The sequence below is a fragment of the Chryseobacterium camelliae genome (genome assembly GCF_030818575.1).
Classification (GTDB): Bacteria; Bacteroidota; Bacteroidia; order Flavobacteriales; family Weeksellaceae; genus Chryseobacterium; species Chryseobacterium camelliae_A.
Window position 1 is genome coordinate 1,164,887 of record NZ_JAUTAL010000001.1, and the last position, 19,097, is coordinate 1,183,983.

Here is a 19,097-nt window from a genome sequence, read left to right on the forward strand (position 1 = left end):
TGTTTAGGAAAATAATATTTGTATTTTTTGCGTTACTTCTGTGCATTTACATACCTGCGCAGAATCTTTCCGGGGTCACGATGGAGATCCGCAACGAAACCAGTACAGACAGATCTGGTATCCTTGATCTTATTGTTGTTCTGAAAAACCAGGGTAACAACCGTTTTAAAGGCCATGTGCACATTTCCGTACCTTCCGGGTTCAGGAATATTTTAGATACAGATATGGAAGCTGATCTTGGGCCTGGTGAAAGTGCTTTCCTGCCGGTAAAAATAATTGTCACCAACAATGCTTCTTCCGGGCTTTCAAATGTTGTTTTTGACCTCAGGGATATGCAGGGCAGAGTAGTGGACAGAGAAAAAATAGAGTATCGGGTTGCTGAGAACACCACCATGAGGATCACTGCAGAAAATCCGGTGATATTTATTAATAGTGAACACGATTCTATCATTGTCCGTGCAAGGGTAGCTAATCTGGGAAACAAAAAACAGGATGTTACGGTTGTTTTCAAACTGCCGGATGCTGATCAGGGCAATCTGTTCACAGAACAAAAGGGGAGTATTGGCGTGCAGAAGGATACTGTTTTTATCGTCCGGTTTCTCCCTACGCCAAATATGCTTAAAAATCCTGAATTTACGATTAATGTTGCAGCATTCAGGGAGCCCGATAAAGAAATTTTCGGCAATGCTTCAATATCTATTCAGAATGTCTCTTCAAGCCAGCGGTACCGGTACGAGCAGAACAGCGATTTTGCTAATTCCACAAAAAACACGATTACGGCAAGTTACAGACGGATAGGTGAGACATCTAACATGTATCAGCTGACGGGTTCCGGAGGATTTAATCTGCCCTCCGGTTATCTTTTTGCCAGAGGGAACATTTATACCATCAACAATCAGAATGATCCTATTGTCAACAATACCTATATATCCTACCATCGCGGAGGCAGTACCTTCACATTAGGAAATATCAGCAGGCTGATGGAAATGTCCCTGTTCGGAAGGGGAGCTGAATACTCTTATACCACACCTGATAAAAACAGAAAACTGGAGATGGGCTTTGTAGACCAGACCTTCAGTCTTATCGAGCGGAATGCTTTCCTTAAATATGGCTACGGCTTTTATGTACGCGGTGCTGTTGGTGAGCTGAACGACAAACGCGGCATCTCTGCAGGCTATGTGTTCAGGAATGATCCTTACGAACATGCGGACCATAATCTCGCGGGTTCAGATTTCCGGTATGCCTTCAACAAAGACTGGAGGATGAACGGAAGAATATATGGAGGACTAAGTTCCTACCAGGACCTCAAACTTACCAAACCTTCCCTTGCTGTGGAATCTCAATATTCCGGAATCATCAAAAAAGTAAATCTTAACGGTAATTATTTTTACAGCTCAGATTATTATCCGGGGAACCGCCGGGGAGTCCTGCAGATCCAGCAGAATATTTCAGCTCAGTTGTATAAGGAATATTCAGTGTACGGTAACCTCACAATTTCCGATTTTTCACCAAAATATTATTTTTTAAATACCAACCTTCAATCCAACAGTACACGATTTGACGGAGGTCTTAACTTCCCGAGGAAAGGAAATTTCGGGCTTGGAGTCAGCTTTCAGTACCAGCAGGAAAAGTCCAATACCTACAATAATTTTTTCGATACCACCTTAAATGAGGAATCAAAACAGCTTGTATCCAGAAGGCTAACGGAATACCTCAACTGGTCCAGTTCGGACCTTAGGCATTCAGCAGGGCTGGGACTTGAAGCCGGATTGGTCAATTATCCTGATATGCAACGACCGAAATACCAGATGAAAGCGGTTGGAAATTATAATTATAAGTGGCTTAGTGTAAGCTTTTCGTATCAGTACGGCAGCTATTTTCTTTCGGAATATGCTTTTTCAAAACTTTTTAACCAGGCCAATACCTATAAAAAGGTATTCGCTTCGGCATTTGTCAACCAGAATTTTTTCAATCATACGCTTAATCTCAATTCGGGGCTTTCCTATACAGATGATATCCTGTACGGAAAATCACCATCAGGTTTTGTCAATCTGAAATACAATAAAGAACGGTATGGAGTCTTCCTGAATTCCTCATGGTTCAACTATGCATCAAGAAGTACAGGAAATAATATTTTTACCATAGAAGCGGGGGTTAGCCTGTATCTCGCGTCCAATACTCTGAATGCAGGCAAAAAAGGAGACATTCATGCCTTTGTTTATTATGATTACAATGATAATAATATCTATGATGATGGGGATAAGCCGGCAGAGGGTTACCTTATCATGCTGAATAATATTTCCTTTAAAACAGATAAGGAGGGAACGTTGGCCTATAATTCCGTTCCTTTTGGAAAATATCCCATGAAGCAGATTATTCAGCAGGGATGGTATTACGATGAATGCGATGTTGAGTTAAATAAGTACAATTATTCTATGGATATTCCATTGCATCAGAACGGAACGGTCCAGGGCAGCATCCTGTATGACTACGATGCAAAAACCGCGTTGGAATTCAGCCCGAAGACAGGCGGTATCGTATTTAATATATATAGGAATGATAAGCTTTTACAGCGAACGATTACCGATGATAACGGTGAATTTGTTTCCTTTTTGGAATCTGGAGTTTACAGGATAGAACTCAATCAAAATTCATTGCCTGCCAATACTTATTGCGAGCGTACTGCAGTGGAGGTGAACGTTCAGGCCGGTAAGATCAAACACCTTGAACCCTTTATGATCAGGGTAAAGACCAAAAATATACGGGTGAAAAAATTCGGTGAAGACTAGTCCCGTGTTATTTTAGAACAAGTAGCTTTTTCAGTTCACAGTTCAGGCATCCTAAAATAAATTCGGTAAAATACATCTGGGCACTCATGGCAGAAGTTTTAGGGTGGAGTTCCAGTGTTTTGGAAAGTACGACCTCATTGCGATAGGAAAGGCAGTAATGTGCATGAATAGTTTTTAATCCGTCGGAAATCAGGTTACCATGTACACCAATGCCCCAGTCTGACCGGAATATTCTGGAAATATTTAGTGCCATTCGTTCCGCTATTGGCATATCGGAAGAATCCCCAGTAATGTCAGGTTGTTCATTAAAGATTTCGGGAGCATGTACTCCATTGTTGGCATAAGTAAATCCGCCTTTGAAAATAGTTGAGGCATTTCGCATCTGCGAAAATGAAAACTGCAATAACCCGGAAGTTATATTTTCTGCAACAGACACTGTTTCGTGTTCTGTAGTAAGCATATCATTAATGAAATTCAGTAGTCTGTTGTTCAGTTCCATAACCTTTGTAATTAAAAATCAGGATACAATAAGCAAGCCAATATTCTGTATTATTATAGTGCTGGTTAAAAATTTACATCTTTTCTTTAAATTGATAAAAAAGGAATGGGTTTTGAAGGACTGCCTGAGATACCATAACACGCTATGAAAAACAAATATTCTGAAAGAATAGCATTGATAGGAGGAGGTCCCGCATCTCTTTTTGTCATGAAACACATTGTAGAACAAGACCTAAAACCTGAAACAGTCTGTATTTTTGAAAAGAATGACCGGCTGGGTGCAGGAATGCCATATGGAAAGTATGGCGCCGGTATAGAGCATGTGGCCAATGTTTCGGCTAATGAACTTCCGGAGCTTGCCGAGGACTTTACAAGCTACATCAGCAGACATCCTGCTGCTGAATTCAAAGACTTCTATCATTCAGACGGAATCAATGAATACCAGGTAATTCCGAGGCTTTTGCTGGGGAATTATCTTGAGGAACAATTCAGCCACTATATTTCCAAAGCAAAAAAACTGGGGATTGATGTGCAGGTTTTTACCAATTCAACCGTAGTAGACATTATTAGGGTAGAAAAGGAAACCTGCTTTAAGGTTGTAACTGAAAACGGGGACCATCATCATACCGGTAACATCATTATCTGCACAGGACATTACTGGCCGAAACGAAATGAAGAGAAGGTCAAAGGGTGGTACGATTCTCCATATCCTCCGTCCAAGTTTACCGGACCGACAAATTATCCTGTAGCCATAAAAGGAACGTCACTTACGGCCGTGGATGCGGTGAAAACCCTTGCCCGTAAAAATGGATATTTTGATTTTCAGGGGGACGAACTTCAGTATTTTACCCATGAAGGAAGTGAGAATTTTTCGATCAGCCTGTTTTCGTTGGGTGGATATCTTCCCGCTTTAAGATTCCATTCCGAAGAAAGCGCTTATTCGGAGGGCTGGATTATGTCTTTGGATGATATTTATGAATATAAGAAATCCCATAATGGATTTGTCGACCTGGATTATGTGTTTGAGATCAATTTCAAGCAGCCGCTTCAAAAACGCGATCCCGATTTTTATGAGAAGATAAAATCGCTTAGCATAGAGGAATTTGTGGAAACCATGATGGAGATCCGTGATAAGCTGGATGGCTTTGAACTTTTCAAGGCAGAATATGCAGAAGCGGAAAAGTCGATCAGAAGGCATCAGTCCATCACCTGGAAAGAGGCGCTTTCTGCGTTCAGTTATGCAGTTAATTATCCTGCCAAGCATTTCTCTGCGGAAGATATGCTCAGGCTGCGCAAAACTTTGATGCCTCTTATTTCTATTATTATCGCTTCTCTTCCGCAATCTTCATACCGTGAACTGATTGCCCTTTACAATGCAGGGAAAGTTCGTCTTATTGATGTAGATGAAAAAAGCCATGTAGAGCCTCATCCTGAAGAAGGAGGAGTATACCATTTTACAGATGAAAATGGAAATGAAAAAAAGGAGTACTATAGAATGTATATTGATGCAACAGGTCAGAAGCCGATAGAGTTTAACCAGGTCCCTTTTGAAGGCCTCAAGGACAGCGGAACCATCAGCTCCGGATACCTTCGCTTTAAAAGTGCTGAAAAAGGGGAAGAAAGCTACGAGAAAGACCATTCCAATATCATCAAAGCAGACCAGGAAAATTATTACCTGAGAGTGAAAGGACTTAATATCAATGATTATTTTCAGGCCCTAGATTATTACGGACATCCTACGCCGGAGCTCTTCATTATGGCTGTCCCTTACATAGGAGGTTTAAATCCTGATTACTCTGGGCTGGATTTCTGTGATACTGCCGGGAAGGTAGTTGTAAAAGCATTGAAAAACAGATTGAAGGAAATGGCCTGATCCATAATTTCTGAAATTATGCCGTGACAATTTAAACTTAGATTACGGCGTAAGTATAAAAAAGGATACAACAAGACCCGCAGATTTGAGCTGCGGGTCTTGTTGTAATGATGTAATGATGCTGCTAAGATCCGGTCTGTAACATATCATACGTCATCACAGCAGGTTCTTTTCCAAAAAGACAAGAAAAGATATTCTGAAATTCATGGATGTATTTGCATTTGATTGCATTTCCATAAATTTTTAAACCTTCCACAATCTTTCTTGAATTAAGATCAATGTCATACTTGATGAAAGGTTCTGGTCTCTCGTAACGTATTCTCTGTTCAGAAGTATAAGTTCTTGAGAAACCGAATTTTTCCAGCCATTCTTCTGTAATTTGGATCGGTTTGATGGACTCTGCCGGAACCGAAACACTGCGAATATCATTTTCAATTCTTACAAAATAATCCTTTTCATGATTCTGAAATATCTCAGTAATCCTGAAAGTATCATTCTTGTATTCAACAAGATTTTTAATTTTTAAATCAGCAACGTTCATAATATTCTGTGTTAAGATGGTAGTTAAGTAATTGAGTTTGTTTTATATTATGTTTAATTTGCAAATACTATGCCTGATATACTATTTAAGGAAAAAATAAATAAATATAACGTGAATAAATATAAAATGTATAGGGATAAAATTTAATGATGGTAAAAAAATACCGGGAGGATAGTCCTAAAATGCTTTTTCCGGGAATGATTCAGCTGTTTATCTACAACAGTTTCAGGGAAATTACCTTTACATAGAAGTATATGAAAAGCATTCATCCCTATCTGAAGATTCAGATAAGGATAAACTATGTTAAGATAGGTATAAGTCAAAGTATAACTTAATAGAAGACTGCCGGTCTTATCTGCGAAAGTCTGTAGAAATCTTTCTACGCGGTACGGATTTAATTCTACAGTAATTATTTTTCCATTTCTTTAAACAGTCTTACTTTTGCCGTGTTATTCTGAGCTGCCCTAAAGACTCTGTTATATAGGAAACTTCAGATGATATGACGTCGCCGAAGATAGATTCTAAAAACGCAATATGATAAGACTGTTGGTAAAGTTCCCCATAATGTACTTTCAGTCTTTCCTGTTCAGATTCCTTATTTAAACTTAAACCTGTTGTTCTTCTTCGGCGTACTGCCGTCATTTTCCGGCTGGATTTATACAGAAAACAACATAAAGTAAGGAATCTTATTTGTGATCTTTAAGCCACTGAAGCCGGCGTTGATCGGGCAGATGCTGTACGGTAAAGTTTTCAAACAGCGCTTTAAATCCCTGTCCGTCCGGGCAGGCTGCCATAAGCCCAACCATAACAGGCGTGTTATCCTGCAGGTAAGCATTACGCATCATCGTATAAGTGCGGTCATCGAATGAATAAAAGATTTCAACCGCATCCAGTCTTCTTACCACTTTGATCCATACCGCCGGAGGGATCTTATCCAGGGCAATGACGCTCCAGTCGCTGGTATGATGGGTAACTACCGTGCTTAAATTGTATTTTCCGTCTACAAATTCAATTCCTGCTTTTATGTAATTTTCCTTATCGATTCTAAGCATCAGTCCCATCTGGTCAAATCTGGCTTTATACTGACCCGTGATTTTTACTTTAGCTTCAAATTCTCCGCCATACGTACCATAGTAAAACGGTGCATCATCAACCGTAAAGCCGTAATGTGAAATTCTCCAGTAATCACTTTGCGGAGTAACAAACATCGATAAAGTACTATTCTTGATTTCCCATTGCGCAGGCTCATTGAACCATGTCATTTTTTCCAGTGTCTGGGCAAAGCCCGAACCGAACGTACATAAAAGCCCTGAAATTGCAATCTTGCATACTGATGATCTGAACATAGATGAATATAAATGATTAATTTTGCAAAGTTAACCTGCACATACTGTTTCGTCAATACTGATAAATAACCATTTTATGGAGATCCTTGAAACCCTCAATCAGGCTTTACTCAATAACAGTCCCAACGGAAAAGGCTGCCATTTGGATATCAATACCTATCAACAGATGGCGCTTATGTATTCACGTATAGAAAATGCCATGGTAGTTTTAAGTGATATGCAGGCTGGAAAAAGCTTTATTTATGGTTCTGCTCTTTCCCGGAGATTGGGATTGAGCCTCGCCGATCATCCTACAGAGATCGATTCTATCTGGGAAGAGGAAATTATTAGCAGGATACACCCTGAAGACAGGCTTAAAAAGTATGTTCATGAACTGCGTTTCTTTACCTACCTGCAGACAATTCAATTTTCGGAGCATGCGCCATGTTATGTTTCATCAAGAATCCGAATGAAAGATAGCATTGCTGAGTATATGAATGTACGTCACCGAATGTTCTACGTCTACTCGCCGGTTAATCATCATTTGCGGTTTGCACTCTGCCTTTATCATATGGAAAACCATATGAAAGATAAATTGCAGAACCCTGAATTTTTAATCGTTAACAGTATTTCTGGCGAAATCATCTATGAAGACCGTCTGGATTACAGCCATATTCTTACCTCAAGAGAAATGGAAATTCTAAAACATATCGGCGAAGGCTATACAAGTAAAGAAATTGCAGCACAACTTTGTATCAGTATCAATACCGTCAACCGCCATCGTCAGAATATTCTTGAAAAATTACGCGTGAAAAACTCTATTAAGGCAGTATATACGCAATTGCCCTGAAATCCCCTGTCTATAATACCAGATTGTAAACCAGCCAAAATGATGCGTTTTTATAGCGTTTAGACTAAATTTTATCGTGATTTTATATGAATTAGGTAAATTATTAATTAAATGGCTGCTAAATATGAAATAATCTTGTTTTCCGGGAATAATATTTAAATATTTCACCCATAATAAATTTATATTTAAAATTCACAATATAAAATATGGGTATATCGTATATTTGTTAATACACACTAAAAATAAACTAAGGATGAACATTAACTTTGAAAACGCATCGTTTAAGGACTTTGAGAATATTCCCGGCTACGATATGATGCAGCGTGCCGATTATTATTATGAATTTCTGGAATATATGAAATATAAAGGCAGGCATCATTACCGCCTGCAAAATAATACTGGCTGTGGTTCTGTAATCAATGTCGGTGAAAAATCACCCAGAGATTACATCAGTTTTGTTACCAGTGATTATTTGGGCTTCACCCAGCACCCCAAAGTAAAGCAGGCAGCAATTGAAGGCATAGAGAAATACGGGACGGGTACGGCGGCGACCCCGCTCATAGGAGGTTATTATTCATTTCATCAGGAACTGGAGGCAAAAATAGCCTCTTTTTTTGGCCGAAGCCGGGACGAATCTGTTGTTTTTACAACCGGGTATACGGCTAACAGTGCTACACTTCAGATCCTGTTGCAGAAAGAAGATATTGCGATTGTGGATAGAGCAGTGCATGCGAGCGTCTACGAAGGATGTATCCTTACCAATAGGAAAACGTTCCCGCATAATGATCTCGATGCACTGGAAATTATCCTGAAGGCTGCCCAAAGGCAGTACCGTACCAAACTTGTGGTAATTGATGGCGTATATTCTCAGGATGGCGATATTGCGCCTATAAGGGAAATTTACAGTCTGGTAAAACAATACAATGCGTACCTGATGATAGATGATGTACATGGTGTAGGTATTTTAGGGGAAACAGGAAGAGGGACCATAGAAGATACCGGATTGCTGGATTATATAGATATTATCAGCGGTACATTCAGTAAAACGTTCGGTAATCTCGGCGGTTACATCATCACCCATAAAACACTGGCTAATTTTATAAGGTTCCAGTCCAGGCAACAAATATTTTCAGCAACGGCTCCGCCTTCTTCCATGGGAATCATCAAAGCTTTAGAACTTATTGATGAAGAACCGCAGTGGCGCGAGAGGCTCTGGAAGAATATAAATTATTTTAAAAAAGAACTTAATGGCATAGGGTTAGATACAGGTACAACCTGTTCGGCTATAATTCCGGTAAAAATCGGTGATCCTCATATTACAGGTGATGTTGGCAGGCTGCTTATCGAGCAGGGAATCTATACCAATCCTATTATTTATCCTGCGGTAGCAAGAAAAGATGCACGAATCAGGATGAGCGTATTAGCAACACATACAAAAGAACATCTGGATAAAACCCTGAATGCCTTTGAGGGCATCAGTAAAATGTTTCCTATTACCGAAAAAAAAAGGAGAGTCAAAAAGTGAAATATTATACTCGAATGTATTATAAATCATCATAAAAACATTAAATAATTCACTAAATTATTTGTACTTTAGCCGTCAGATTCAGAACACATATAAATAAAAAATTGCGTCTAGCGGATAAAACAATGAAAATGCCTAGAAAAGTTGTACAGGGCCCTATCAGGGATAAAGAAAAAACCAAACAGAAACTGCTTGCTGCAGTGGGTAAAATCTTAAGAGTTAAAGGATATTCCGGATTAAAGGTTAGTAAGATAGCTGCCGTAGCCGGTTTTGACAAAAAGCTCATCTATGAATACTTCGGAAGTACGGAAAAACTGATCGATGAATACATCAGGTCTCAGGATTACTGGAGTAGACTGGATCAGCAACCTATTGAAATTGATATGTCAGACGGAGGGCAGGAACTTTCTAAGATGGCGATCATTGCTCAGTATGACAGGCTTAAGAAAAATAAAGAACTCCAGAAGATTATTCTTTGGGGACTTTCTGAATCCAAGCCTATCCTTAAAAAAATTGCTGACGAAAGGGAAGAAGTGGGAGAAGAATTATTTACGGCTATTGACCCTCATTTTGGAGAAGAAGCTACTCGTTACAGAGCCATTACGGCATTGCTGGTTTCAGGAGCTTACTATCTTAATATGTATACCGGGCATAATGCAAGTAAGTTTTGTGGAATCGATCTGAAAACAGAGGCGGGAAGAAGAGAAATTGAACTGGCAATTGAAGAGATCATAGATTCTGCCTACGAAAAAAGGAAAAATAAATAAGAGGATCAGGCATCAGTTACCCCATTAAAAAGATTATTGTTTATTCAAAATTTGAAAACCTAAAATTTTCAGATTAAAACTTTATTCCTTATTTTTGACCAATGGAAAATTTCATAGTATCTGCAAGGAAATACCGCCCACAGGAATTCAATACCGTTGTTGGGCAATCCCATATTACGGATACTTTAGAGCATGCAATCGGAGAAAATCAGCTGGCACAGGCATTGCTTTTTTGCGGGCCCCGCGGTGTGGGTAAAACCACATGTGCCAGAATTCTCGCAAGGAAGATCAATGAAAAGGACGGCTCTGTTTCAGAAGACGGATTTGCCTATAATATTTATGAACTTGATGCAGCATCCAACAATTCCGTGGATGACATCAGGGAGCTGATCGACCAGGTGCGTTTTGCGCCCCAGGTAGGTAAGTATAAAGTATATATCATTGATGAGGTTCATATGCTGTCTTCAGCGGCTTTCAATGCCTTTCTGAAAACACTTGAAGAACCTCCTGCGCATGCTATTTTCATTTTGGCAACTACTGAAAAGCATAAAATCATTCCAACGATTTTATCACGTTGCCAGATCTATGATTTCAAAAGGATTACCATTGAGGGTATTCAGGACCATTTAAGGGGCATCGCTTCAAAAGAGAATATCCTTTATGAAGATGATGCCCTGTATCTTATTGCCCAGAAAGCAGATGGGGCATTAAGGGATGCCTTATCGATCTTTGATCGTCTTTCCACATTCTCTCAGAAGAATATTACACTGGCGAAAGCGGCAGAGGTGCTAAATATCCTGGATTATGACCAGTACCTGAACATTGTTGATCTCGCTAAAGAGGGCAAGATCCCGGAAGTGCTTTTTGCTTTCAACGAAATCGTAAAGCGCGGCTTTGACCCGCATATATTTATCGCCGGTCTTGGCAATCATTTCAGGGATCTCATGATGGCTCAGAATACTTCCACGATGGACCTTATCGAAGTAGGGGAGAAAACCAAGGCCAAGTTTGTAGAACAGGCTGGCAAATGGAATGCCCAGCAACTTGTAGATGCCATTGAAATCTGCAACCATGCGGACATCAACTATAAAAACTCCAAAAACCCAAGGCTGACTGTGGAAATTGCCCTGATGCAGCTGTCTTCCCTTACCGCTGGTACAGACGGTCCTAAAAAAAAAAGTTTATCATCTTAGCACCGCATCCCAGCGAAGCTACAGAACCGAAGACCCAGGAAAAACCACGTGAGGTTATAGAAAAACCTCAGGAAAAACCTTTAGTAGAGGAGGTTCGTGAAGTCATGGTTAAAAAAACCACCAAGCCACTATCAAAACAGGGAATTTCTTCCGGCTTCAGCATCAATTCATTTCTCAGCAAAGAAGACAAAGAGGAAAAGCAGGAAGAAACTATTGTAAAAGATGAAAACCTTCCCCAAAGCCACTTTACCGAAACAGACCTGCAGATGGAGTGGAATCTCTTTCTTAAACAGCTGCAGTCTAAAGACCCGTTTGTTTTTAATGCCATAAAAACATTCAGTCTGGTCAAAGCCGAAGAACATACGGTACGTGTCCTGTATCCTTCGGAGTCTGCCAAAGCAGAATTTGATAAGATAAGCGGGGAATTCTTCAATCATTTCAAAAGAAAGGTTCACAACTACATGATTAAGGTAGATTACCATCGCGATTTTGAAAACCTGAAGATTGAAGTAATGACCAAAAGGAAGATTTTTGAAAAGCTGGCCGAAAAAAATCCGCTCCTTAAAGAACTTGATAACCTCATGAAGTTTGATTTGTCATAATTTTTTATATATTTGTCAGATAATTTGATCCGGATCATCTAATGCTGCTCCGGAGGAGCCGCAAGCCGGCCATAACCAGTGAATACAAAATTGCTATCATATCAGTCCGCTGAAAACCGATTCGGTTTTGCTTCCGCTAATAATTTTAGCGGACGATTTAGCTTTTTTACTTCCTATCACAGAAACTTCAGAACGTATTACCGTTTTTATTGGTACTGCTAACTGACTTTTCTTTCTCAAAAAATAAAGGAATATATCTTCAGGTATTCCGCATTCATTAAATAATTTTTAACGGCATTTTTTGAAAAGAATTATAAAGTAAGTTTATAATCATTATACTATTGACATTAATCTAAACATAACAGACAAATATGAATTTAAAAGAATTAAACAGCGATTGGATCAACGAATTTCCGCAGCCGATGATGATTGCCGGTCCCTGTAGCGCAGAAAGTGAATCACAGATGCTGGAAACCGCACGCAGGATCAAAGAAAGCGGAGCGCCTGTACCTGTATTCCGTGCCGGAATATGGAAACCCAGGACTAAGCCGAACGGATTTGAAGGAGTAGGGGTAATCGGGCTGAACTGGCTGAAGAAAGTAAAAGAGGAATACGGGTTCAAAACAGCTACGGAAGTCGCGAATGCCCATCATGTTTTTGCTGCCCTTGAAGCGGATGTGGATGTCCTGTGGATTGGTGCCCGTTCAACGGTTAACCCTTTTACGGTTCAGGAAATCGCTATGGCATTGAGAGGGGTAGATAAACCGGTGTTTGTGAAAAACCCGGTAAACCCGGATCTCGCTTTATGGATTGGTGCACTGGAAAGGCTGTTGGGACAGGGAATTACAAAACTCGGAGCCATTCACAGAGGCTTTTCAACCTACCAGAAAACAAAATACAGAAACAACCCAAACTGGCAGATTGCCCTGGATTTCAAAAGCCAGTTTCCCAATATTCCAATGCTGATTGATCCTTCCCATATCTGCGGCAACAGGACGGGTCTGGCAGATATTACCCAGGAAGGCCTGAATGTGGGCTACCAGGGTGCGATCATAGAGAGTCACTGCAATCCGGATGAAGCTTGGAGCGATGCCGCACAGCAGATTACACCGGAAGTGCTTGCAGAGATGATTTCCAACCTTAAAATAAGGACTACGGAAATGGCTGGTTTTGAAGATGAAATGGGACGTCACAGGACATTGATTTCAGACATCGATTTCCAGCTGATCGAACTCCTGGCCCAGCGAATGAAAGTTTCTGAAAAAATAGGAAAGCTGAAAAAGGAAAATGATATCGCTATTTTCCAGCCTGAGCGATGGAAAGTTATTACCGAATACGCAAGACAGAAAGCCGGCGAAACCGGAATGTCTCAGGAGTTCATGGAAAAAGTATTCAAAGCGATCCATGAAGAGTCGATCGAGGTTCAGAACAATATCATGATTGAACGGTAAGCCGTTAACATCATACATCGATCACGTCAGAAAATCAGGGTATAGAGGGTATTTTTGCTTTATAGTCAGATTTTCTGCCGTGATTGCTATTTTCTAATTTCCTATATTTGTACCTGTAAAATATGAAAGGAAAAATCATCAAATCCACAGGAAGTTGGTATCAGGTCCTCGATCTTGAAACCGGTGCCATTTTTGAAGCCAGGATACGCGGCAAGTTTAAACTGCTGAAAACACGGCTTACAAACCCTCTTGCTGTAGGAGATCATGTTGAATTTCAGCTGGAGAAAGATGATATCGCCTGGATCACTAAAATAGAACCCCGCAGGAATTATCTGATCAGGAAATCTGTTAACCTTTCCAAGGAAGCGCATATCATTGCTTCCAACATCGATTTGGCCTGTTTCATTTTTACCCTTAAACATCCGGAAACTTCCTTAGGCTTCCTTGATCGTTTTCTGGCATGCTGCGAAGCCTATAATATTACACCATTGATTCTTTTCAATAAAATGGATGTCCTTAATGAAGAAGAGGCAGAATTGGTGAAAGATATTGAATTCCTGTACCAAAATATCGGATACCGTACTTTGGAAATCTCTTCTTATACACGCCTCCACCTTGACCATCTGCAGGATCTGCTTAAGGATCAGACCTCCGTATTTTTCGGGCATTCGGGATGTGGTAAGTCTACACTCGTAAATGCGCTTCAGCCCGGACTCAATCTCAGGACTTCTGAAATATCGGACACACACCTCAAAGGCAAACATACGACCACTTTTGCCCAAATGTATTTCTGGGACTTCGGGGGTAATGTTATCGATACGCCAGGAGTGCGTGAATTTGCCATGATTGATATTGAGAAAGAAGAGGTACAGCACTATTTCCCGGAAATTTTTAAAAAAAGGGAAGAATGTAAATTCCATAACTGCCTTCATATCAATGAACCGAAATGTGCCGTGATTGCAGGCCTGGAATCCGGAGAAATTTTCGAATCGAGATATGCGACTTATATTAAGCTGATGGATGAGGCTGAAGAGGCGGTGCAGAAGTAAGTTGTATTTATGTACAATGTAAAACGTACAATGTATTCCTGAAAAATGATTCTTTTGAAGTTCCTCATGTGAAAGAAAGACTGTATTTACTGAAATAATCGTTCAGATTTAATATTCACATATTCAAAGGTTATTACTGATATTTTTGCAGACATGACAGCGGAAATTTGCGTAACCTGTACTTCTTATCTTTAGTTTATAAACAAACTATTTGATTCTCAGTCGGGATTCATAAAATTTGCCTTTCTTCTTGTTGTAGTTTACATAACCACGTTGTTTTTAACGAGATTTCATATGCTATGATAAGGATGTGAAAATAAACAGAAATAAAAAACCCAGCCGAAGCTGGGTAAAAACTAATAACCATGAAAACTCAAATTAAACATGAGAATCGCAAATGATTAAACAATTACTGTGCCAAAATATTTTAAGTTGGCTGGATTTTTATGCTTTTTTCACGCAAAATAAAATTAAAGCACAATTCAAGAATATTTTTTCGTAATTTCGCGCCACTAAAAAAATACTATATTTATGTCTAACATTACATTCACTATGATTAAGCCTGATGCGGTTGCTGATGGTCACGTTGGTGCAATACTAGGGAAAATTTCTGAGGCAGGTTTCAAAATCAAAGCAATGAAACTGACACAACTTACTGTTGCTGATGCTAAAAAATTCTATGAAGTACATTCAGAAAGGCCTTTCTATGGGGAGTTGGTAGAATTTATGAGTTCAGGTCCTATTGTAGCGGCAGTATTGGAAAAGGATAATGCAGTAGAAGATTTCAGAACACTGATCGGATCTACTAATCCTGCTGATGCAGCTGAAGGAACCATCAGAAAAATGTTTGCAAGAAGCGTAGGTGAGAATGCAGTACACGGATCCGATTCTGATGAGAATGCACTGATCGAAGCGCAATTCCACTTTTCAGGAAGAGAAATATTCTAAGAATATTCTATATGATAAAGAATGCCGGGAATTTTCCCGGCTTTTTTGTGACATATTGTCAATATGAAAGCCTGTATTGCTTTGTGTCACACTGGCATAAATGTGACAAAGAATAACATAATTCACTTTTTCATTGTTCTTTAAACACCTAACGGGTTCATGCTTGTCATGACTTTTTTCAAGGTAAATGGAAAAATACGTAATCTGAAATTACGTATTTATACGGATGTAATTTCGGATCTATATATGCATCTTTGTGTTACAATAAACAACTTTTAAGCATTCAATCTTATATAGATTGATAACCATGTAAGCTTAATTTTACTACTCTACACAAGAAAAAGGCAGCCTGGAGGCTGCCTTTTATTTTATCTTTACAGTATAAAGATTATATTTTTAACAGTTCAATTGTTTTTTCCGGACTATCAGCAGAAAAAACGGCGTTTCCGGCAACCAGTACATCAGCTCCCGCTTCAAAAAGCTTTGCCGCATTATCAAGATTAACCCCTCCGTCAATCTGGATCAGGGCTGTGGAATTGTTGCTGAGGATCAGGTCTTTTGTTTCAGAAATCTTTTTGTAGGTATTCTCAATGAATTTCTGCCCTCCGAATCCCGGGTTTACACTCATCAGGAGTACCAGGTCTACGTCTGCAATGATATCTTCCAGCAACAAAACAGGCGTAGAAGGATTTAATACAACGCCGGCTTTTGCTCCTCTGCTCTGGATATGATGAATGGTCCTGTGAAGGTGCGTACAGGCTTCATAATGTACAGAAACCAGGTCGGCACCATGATCAATGAACTCTTCCACATATTTTTCAGGCTCTACAATCATCAGATGGACATCAACAAATTTTTTGGCGTGCTGCTGTACCGTTTTCATGACCGGAAAACCGAATGAGATATTCGGGACAAACCTTCCATCCATTACATCTACGTGGAACCAATCTGCCTGTGAATGATTAATCATTTCAATGTCTCTCTGCAGGTTCCCGAAATCTGCGGCTAACAGGGAAGGAGCAATAAGTTTTGTTTTCATTTTTACTTATATAGTTTACTTTCTTTTTTTTAAAACAGATGAACAATCGGGAAGTGATAAAGGTAAAAGCTTCCCAATATCAGAGCTTCTATGATTGTCAGTTTAATAGGTTTTATTTTAAGTACCAATAATCTGTCGATGACCAATAATCCTAGTGGGAAAAAACTAACAATTAACAATGTTTCAAGGATCATATTATACGCTGAACCAATTTTTGGCGGGTTAAACTGTTTATATATGATCAGAAACAGAATATAGATGAAGTATAGTCCAACAGCAACCGATATTAAAGTAGGCTTGCGGATTAAAAAGTGAACGACCCTTTTCATCTTAATGATACTTCAGCTTCATTTCCGGCTGGATCTTTAGCAGTGTTTCATAAATAAGCTGAATGACATTTCCTACATCTTCCTTAGCTACCATTTCTACCGTGGTGTGCATATACCGCAATGGCAAAGAGATTAAGGCGCTAGGCACACCGCCGTTGGAATGGGCGAAAGCATCTGTATCTGTTCCTGTGGCACGGCTTGCAGCGGCTCTCTGGAATGGTATTTCTTTTTCTTTGGCTGTTTCAATGATCAGCTCCCGGATTGTGTGATGAACACTTGGTGCAAAGAATACAACAGGACCGTTTCCGCATTTCTGGTCACCTTCTTTTTTCTTTTCTATCATCGGTGTACTGGTGTCATGGGTGACGTCTGTTACAATGGCGATATTAGGCTTTATGGTATCGGCAATCATGTCTGCACCATATAAACCGACTTCTTCCTGTACGGAATTTGTGATATACAAGCCGAAAGGTAGTGTATTTCCGTTTTCTTTTAACAGCCTGGCTACTTCAGCAATCATAAATCCGCCGATCCTGTTGTCCAGAGCCCTGCATACAAAATATCGGTCGTTCATTTCAAAGAACTCATCCGGATACGTAATCATGCAGCCTACAAAAATGCCGAGTTCCTCAACTTCTTCTTTCGTAGTGGCGCCACAATCGATAAAAATATTTTCAATTTTAGGAACAGGCTCATTCTGGTTGGTCCGGGTATGAATAGCCGGCCATCCGAACACGCCTTTTACAATACCTTTTTCTCCGTGGATATGCACAACTTTGGAAGGCGCTATGGTCTGGTCTGATCCTCCGTTGCGGATAACATAGATAAGCCCGTCATCCGTAATGTAATTAACATACCAGGAAATTTCATCAGCATGAGCTTCGATGACCACTTTAAATTCAGCTTCGGGATTTATGATTCCATAGCAGGTTCCGTAATGATCCACTTCAATTTTATCTACGTAAGGCCGGATGTAATCCATCCATATTTTTTGTCCCTGATGTTCGTAACCGGTTGGTGATGAAGTGTTTAAGTAATTTTTTAAAAATCCTAAAGATTTCTTTTCAAATTTCATAAGAAGGAATGATTTTTGATATGAATATTTGTTATTATGAATGTAAAAATAATGAATTTTAACAAGATCACCTGCCTTTTCCTGCTGTTTTTTAGTACAGCTGTTTTCGGGCAACGGGATTCTGTCATTGCCAAGCCGTTAAGCCAGTATCCACAGGAGCTGCTGAAAACAGATGAATTCGGGAACAGATATTATTACGACGAAAAGCAGAAAGCCAAAATCTATGAAATCAACGGAGAAACAGTAGTGGTTATGGATGAATTGATCCTGCTGAATAAACCCCGGTTTAACAACCAGCTTGACAGGAATTACTATTATTTTCTCAATAAAAAATTATACAGGGTCTATCCATTATTCCTCACTGCTTTACAACAATACAGGGATATCCAGAAAGATATGTCTAATATGGATAGCAAGACCAAAAGGAAGTTTATGAAGGACCGGCAGAATATGCTTGCGGATCAGTACGAAAAACAACTGAGGGACCTTACCACTACAGAAGGGCAGGTATTTGCAAAGCTGATGAACCGCGCTACCGGTAAAAATGTGTATGAAATTATCAAGGAACTCAGGGGAGGATGGAGTGCTTTCTGGTGGAATGTGAAAGGTAAAATGGCCGATATAGACCTCAAGGACCAGTATAATCCTCACGTCAACCGTACCGATGAATTCCTCGAATCATTGCTGCAATCCAATTGGAATTCAGGCTATCTTCAGCCTTATCCGGGAGCCAGCGAGTTCAGAGTAAGAAAATAAAAAGAAAAATTCCTGTAGCATTACAGGAATTTTTCTTTTAGCAGATCAAATACAATTTTATCTATCGGAAGGACAAATGGATTATCCGGCCTTCTAATATCGATCCATTCCGTTTTTTCTATGCACGGATCCAGGATCAGGAAGTCTTCTTCATTGATGATGTTAACGAGGTAATAAATCGTCAGCAGCTGCTCATTTTCCTTAAAACGTGAAACCTGGAAGTTCTCCTGGGTGTATAAGTGGCTTACAACCTCTATTTTTACATTAAGCTCCTCGTCAAATTCACGGTGGAGGCAGTCCAGCACTCCTTCTCCGTATTCCAGTCCGCCGCCCGGAAATTTCATCAGCGGTTCACCGGCATATTCTTCAAATAAGGTTAGTACCTTATGGTCTTTTACAACGCAGGCATACACCCTGATGTTGATGTTGTCTATCATATGTCCTATTTTGTAAGGCTAAAATACGCAAAAATGATTAAAGTGGATGG

The 19,097-nt window shown here is 39.7% G+C and carries 17 protein-coding genes; 11 read left to right on the forward strand and 6 right to left on the reverse strand.

What is annotated here, in order from left to right; translation table 11 throughout:
- Window positions 1–80: 80 nt before the first annotated feature.
- Complete coding sequence (locus QE404_RS05300) at window positions 81–2,789, forward strand: COG1470 family protein (protein WP_307447473.1); 2,709 nt, start codon at window positions 81–83, stop codon at window positions 2,787–2,789.
- Window positions 2,790–2,796: 7 nt separating this feature from the next.
- Here the strand turns inward: QE404_RS05300 and QE404_RS05305 are convergent, their stop codons facing one another.
- Complete coding sequence (locus QE404_RS05305) at window positions 2,797–3,288, reverse strand: CinA family protein (protein WP_307447476.1); 492 nt, start codon at window positions 3,286–3,288, stop codon at window positions 2,797–2,799.
- A 144-nt stretch (window positions 3,289–3,432) separates the two neighbouring features.
- Here QE404_RS05305 and QE404_RS05310 point away from each other — a divergent pair, with 144 nt between their 5' ends.
- Entirely contained in the window at window positions 3,433–5,160 is a 1,728-nt protein-coding gene (locus tag QE404_RS05310; protein WP_307447478.1) for an FAD/NAD(P)-binding protein, read from the forward strand.
- A gap of 124 nt (window positions 5,161–5,284) precedes the next feature.
- Here the strand turns inward: QE404_RS05310 and QE404_RS05315 are convergent, their stop codons facing one another.
- Window positions 5,285–5,701: a hypothetical protein gene (locus QE404_RS05315; RefSeq protein ID WP_307447481.1), complete on the reverse strand. Its 417-nt coding sequence runs from the start codon at window positions 5,699–5,701 to the stop codon at window positions 5,285–5,287.
- A 686-nt stretch (window positions 5,702–6,387) separates the two neighbouring features.
- Entirely contained in the window at window positions 6,388–6,963 is a 576-nt protein-coding gene (locus QE404_RS05320; protein ID WP_307453356.1) for a DUF1349 domain-containing protein, read from the reverse strand.
- Between the two features lie 160 nt (window positions 6,964–7,123).
- Here QE404_RS05320 and QE404_RS05325 point away from each other — a divergent pair, with 160 nt between their 5' ends.
- From QE404_RS05325 to QE404_RS05360, 8 genes are all read left to right on the forward strand, one after another.
- Complete coding sequence (locus tag QE404_RS05325) at window positions 7,124–7,876, forward strand: response regulator transcription factor (RefSeq protein WP_307447484.1); 753 nt, start codon at window positions 7,124–7,126, stop codon at window positions 7,874–7,876.
- A 253-nt stretch (window positions 7,877–8,129) separates the two neighbouring features.
- A complete protein-coding gene (locus QE404_RS05330) occupies window positions 8,130–9,401 on the forward strand; it encodes an aminotransferase class I/II-fold pyridoxal phosphate-dependent enzyme (RefSeq protein ID WP_307447486.1) in 1,272 nt (423 codons plus the stop codon).
- Between the two features lie 131 nt (window positions 9,402–9,532).
- A complete protein-coding gene (locus QE404_RS05335; RefSeq protein ID WP_307447489.1) occupies window positions 9,533–10,168 on the forward strand; it encodes a TetR/AcrR family transcriptional regulator in 636 nt (211 codons plus the stop codon).
- A gap of 101 nt (window positions 10,169–10,269) precedes the next feature.
- Window positions 10,270–11,361: a DNA polymerase III subunit gamma/tau gene (dnaX, locus tag QE404_RS05340; RefSeq protein ID WP_307447492.1), complete on the forward strand. Its 1,092-nt coding sequence runs from the start codon at window positions 10,270–10,272 to the stop codon at window positions 11,359–11,361.
- Window positions 11,362–11,465: 104 nt separating this feature from the next.
- Complete coding sequence (locus QE404_RS05345) at window positions 11,466–11,963, forward strand: hypothetical protein (RefSeq protein WP_307447495.1); 498 nt, start codon at window positions 11,466–11,468, stop codon at window positions 11,961–11,963.
- Between the two features lie 371 nt (window positions 11,964–12,334).
- Window positions 12,335–13,414 (forward strand): chorismate mutase, encoded by a 1,080-nt coding sequence (locus QE404_RS05350; protein ID WP_307447497.1) that lies wholly within the window; start codon window positions 12,335–12,337, stop codon window positions 13,412–13,414.
- Window positions 13,415–13,536: 122 nt separating this feature from the next.
- Complete coding sequence (gene rsgA / locus QE404_RS05355; protein ID WP_307447499.1) at window positions 13,537–14,463, forward strand: ribosome small subunit-dependent GTPase A; 927 nt, start codon at window positions 13,537–13,539, stop codon at window positions 14,461–14,463.
- Between the two features lie 531 nt (window positions 14,464–14,994).
- The gene (locus QE404_RS05360) at window positions 14,995–15,411 is read left to right on the forward strand and encodes a nucleoside-diphosphate kinase (protein ID WP_307447502.1); all 417 of its coding nucleotides are present in this window, start codon (window positions 14,995–14,997) and stop codon (window positions 15,409–15,411) included.
- 388 nt (window positions 15,412–15,799) lie between these two features.
- Here the strand turns inward: QE404_RS05360 and rpe are convergent, their stop codons facing one another.
- Together rpe and chrP are read right to left on the reverse strand one after the other, a co-directional pair.
- Entirely contained in the window at window positions 15,800–16,450 is a 651-nt protein-coding gene (gene rpe / locus QE404_RS05365) for a ribulose-phosphate 3-epimerase (protein ID WP_307447504.1), read from the reverse strand.
- A 330-nt stretch (window positions 16,451–16,780) separates the two neighbouring features.
- Complete coding sequence (chrP, locus tag QE404_RS05370) at window positions 16,781–17,854, reverse strand: chryseobasin maturation metalloprotease ChrP (RefSeq protein ID WP_307447507.1); 1,074 nt, start codon at window positions 17,852–17,854, stop codon at window positions 16,781–16,783.
- Between the two features lie 51 nt (window positions 17,855–17,905).
- Between chrP and QE404_RS05375 the strand changes: the two genes are divergently transcribed.
- Window positions 17,906–18,610 carry a DUF4294 domain-containing protein gene (locus QE404_RS05375; protein WP_307447509.1) on the forward strand — a complete coding sequence of 235 codons (705 nt, stop codon included), beginning with the start codon at window positions 17,906–17,908 and terminating at the stop codon, window positions 18,608–18,610.
- Window positions 18,611–18,630: 20 nt separating this feature from the next.
- On the opposite strand, the gene QE404_RS05380 is transcribed toward QE404_RS05375, so the two are convergent.
- Window positions 18,631–19,047 (reverse strand): NUDIX domain-containing protein, encoded by a 417-nt coding sequence (locus tag QE404_RS05380; RefSeq protein WP_307447512.1) that lies wholly within the window; start codon window positions 19,045–19,047, stop codon window positions 18,631–18,633.
- Window positions 19,048–19,097 lie beyond the last annotated feature (50 nt).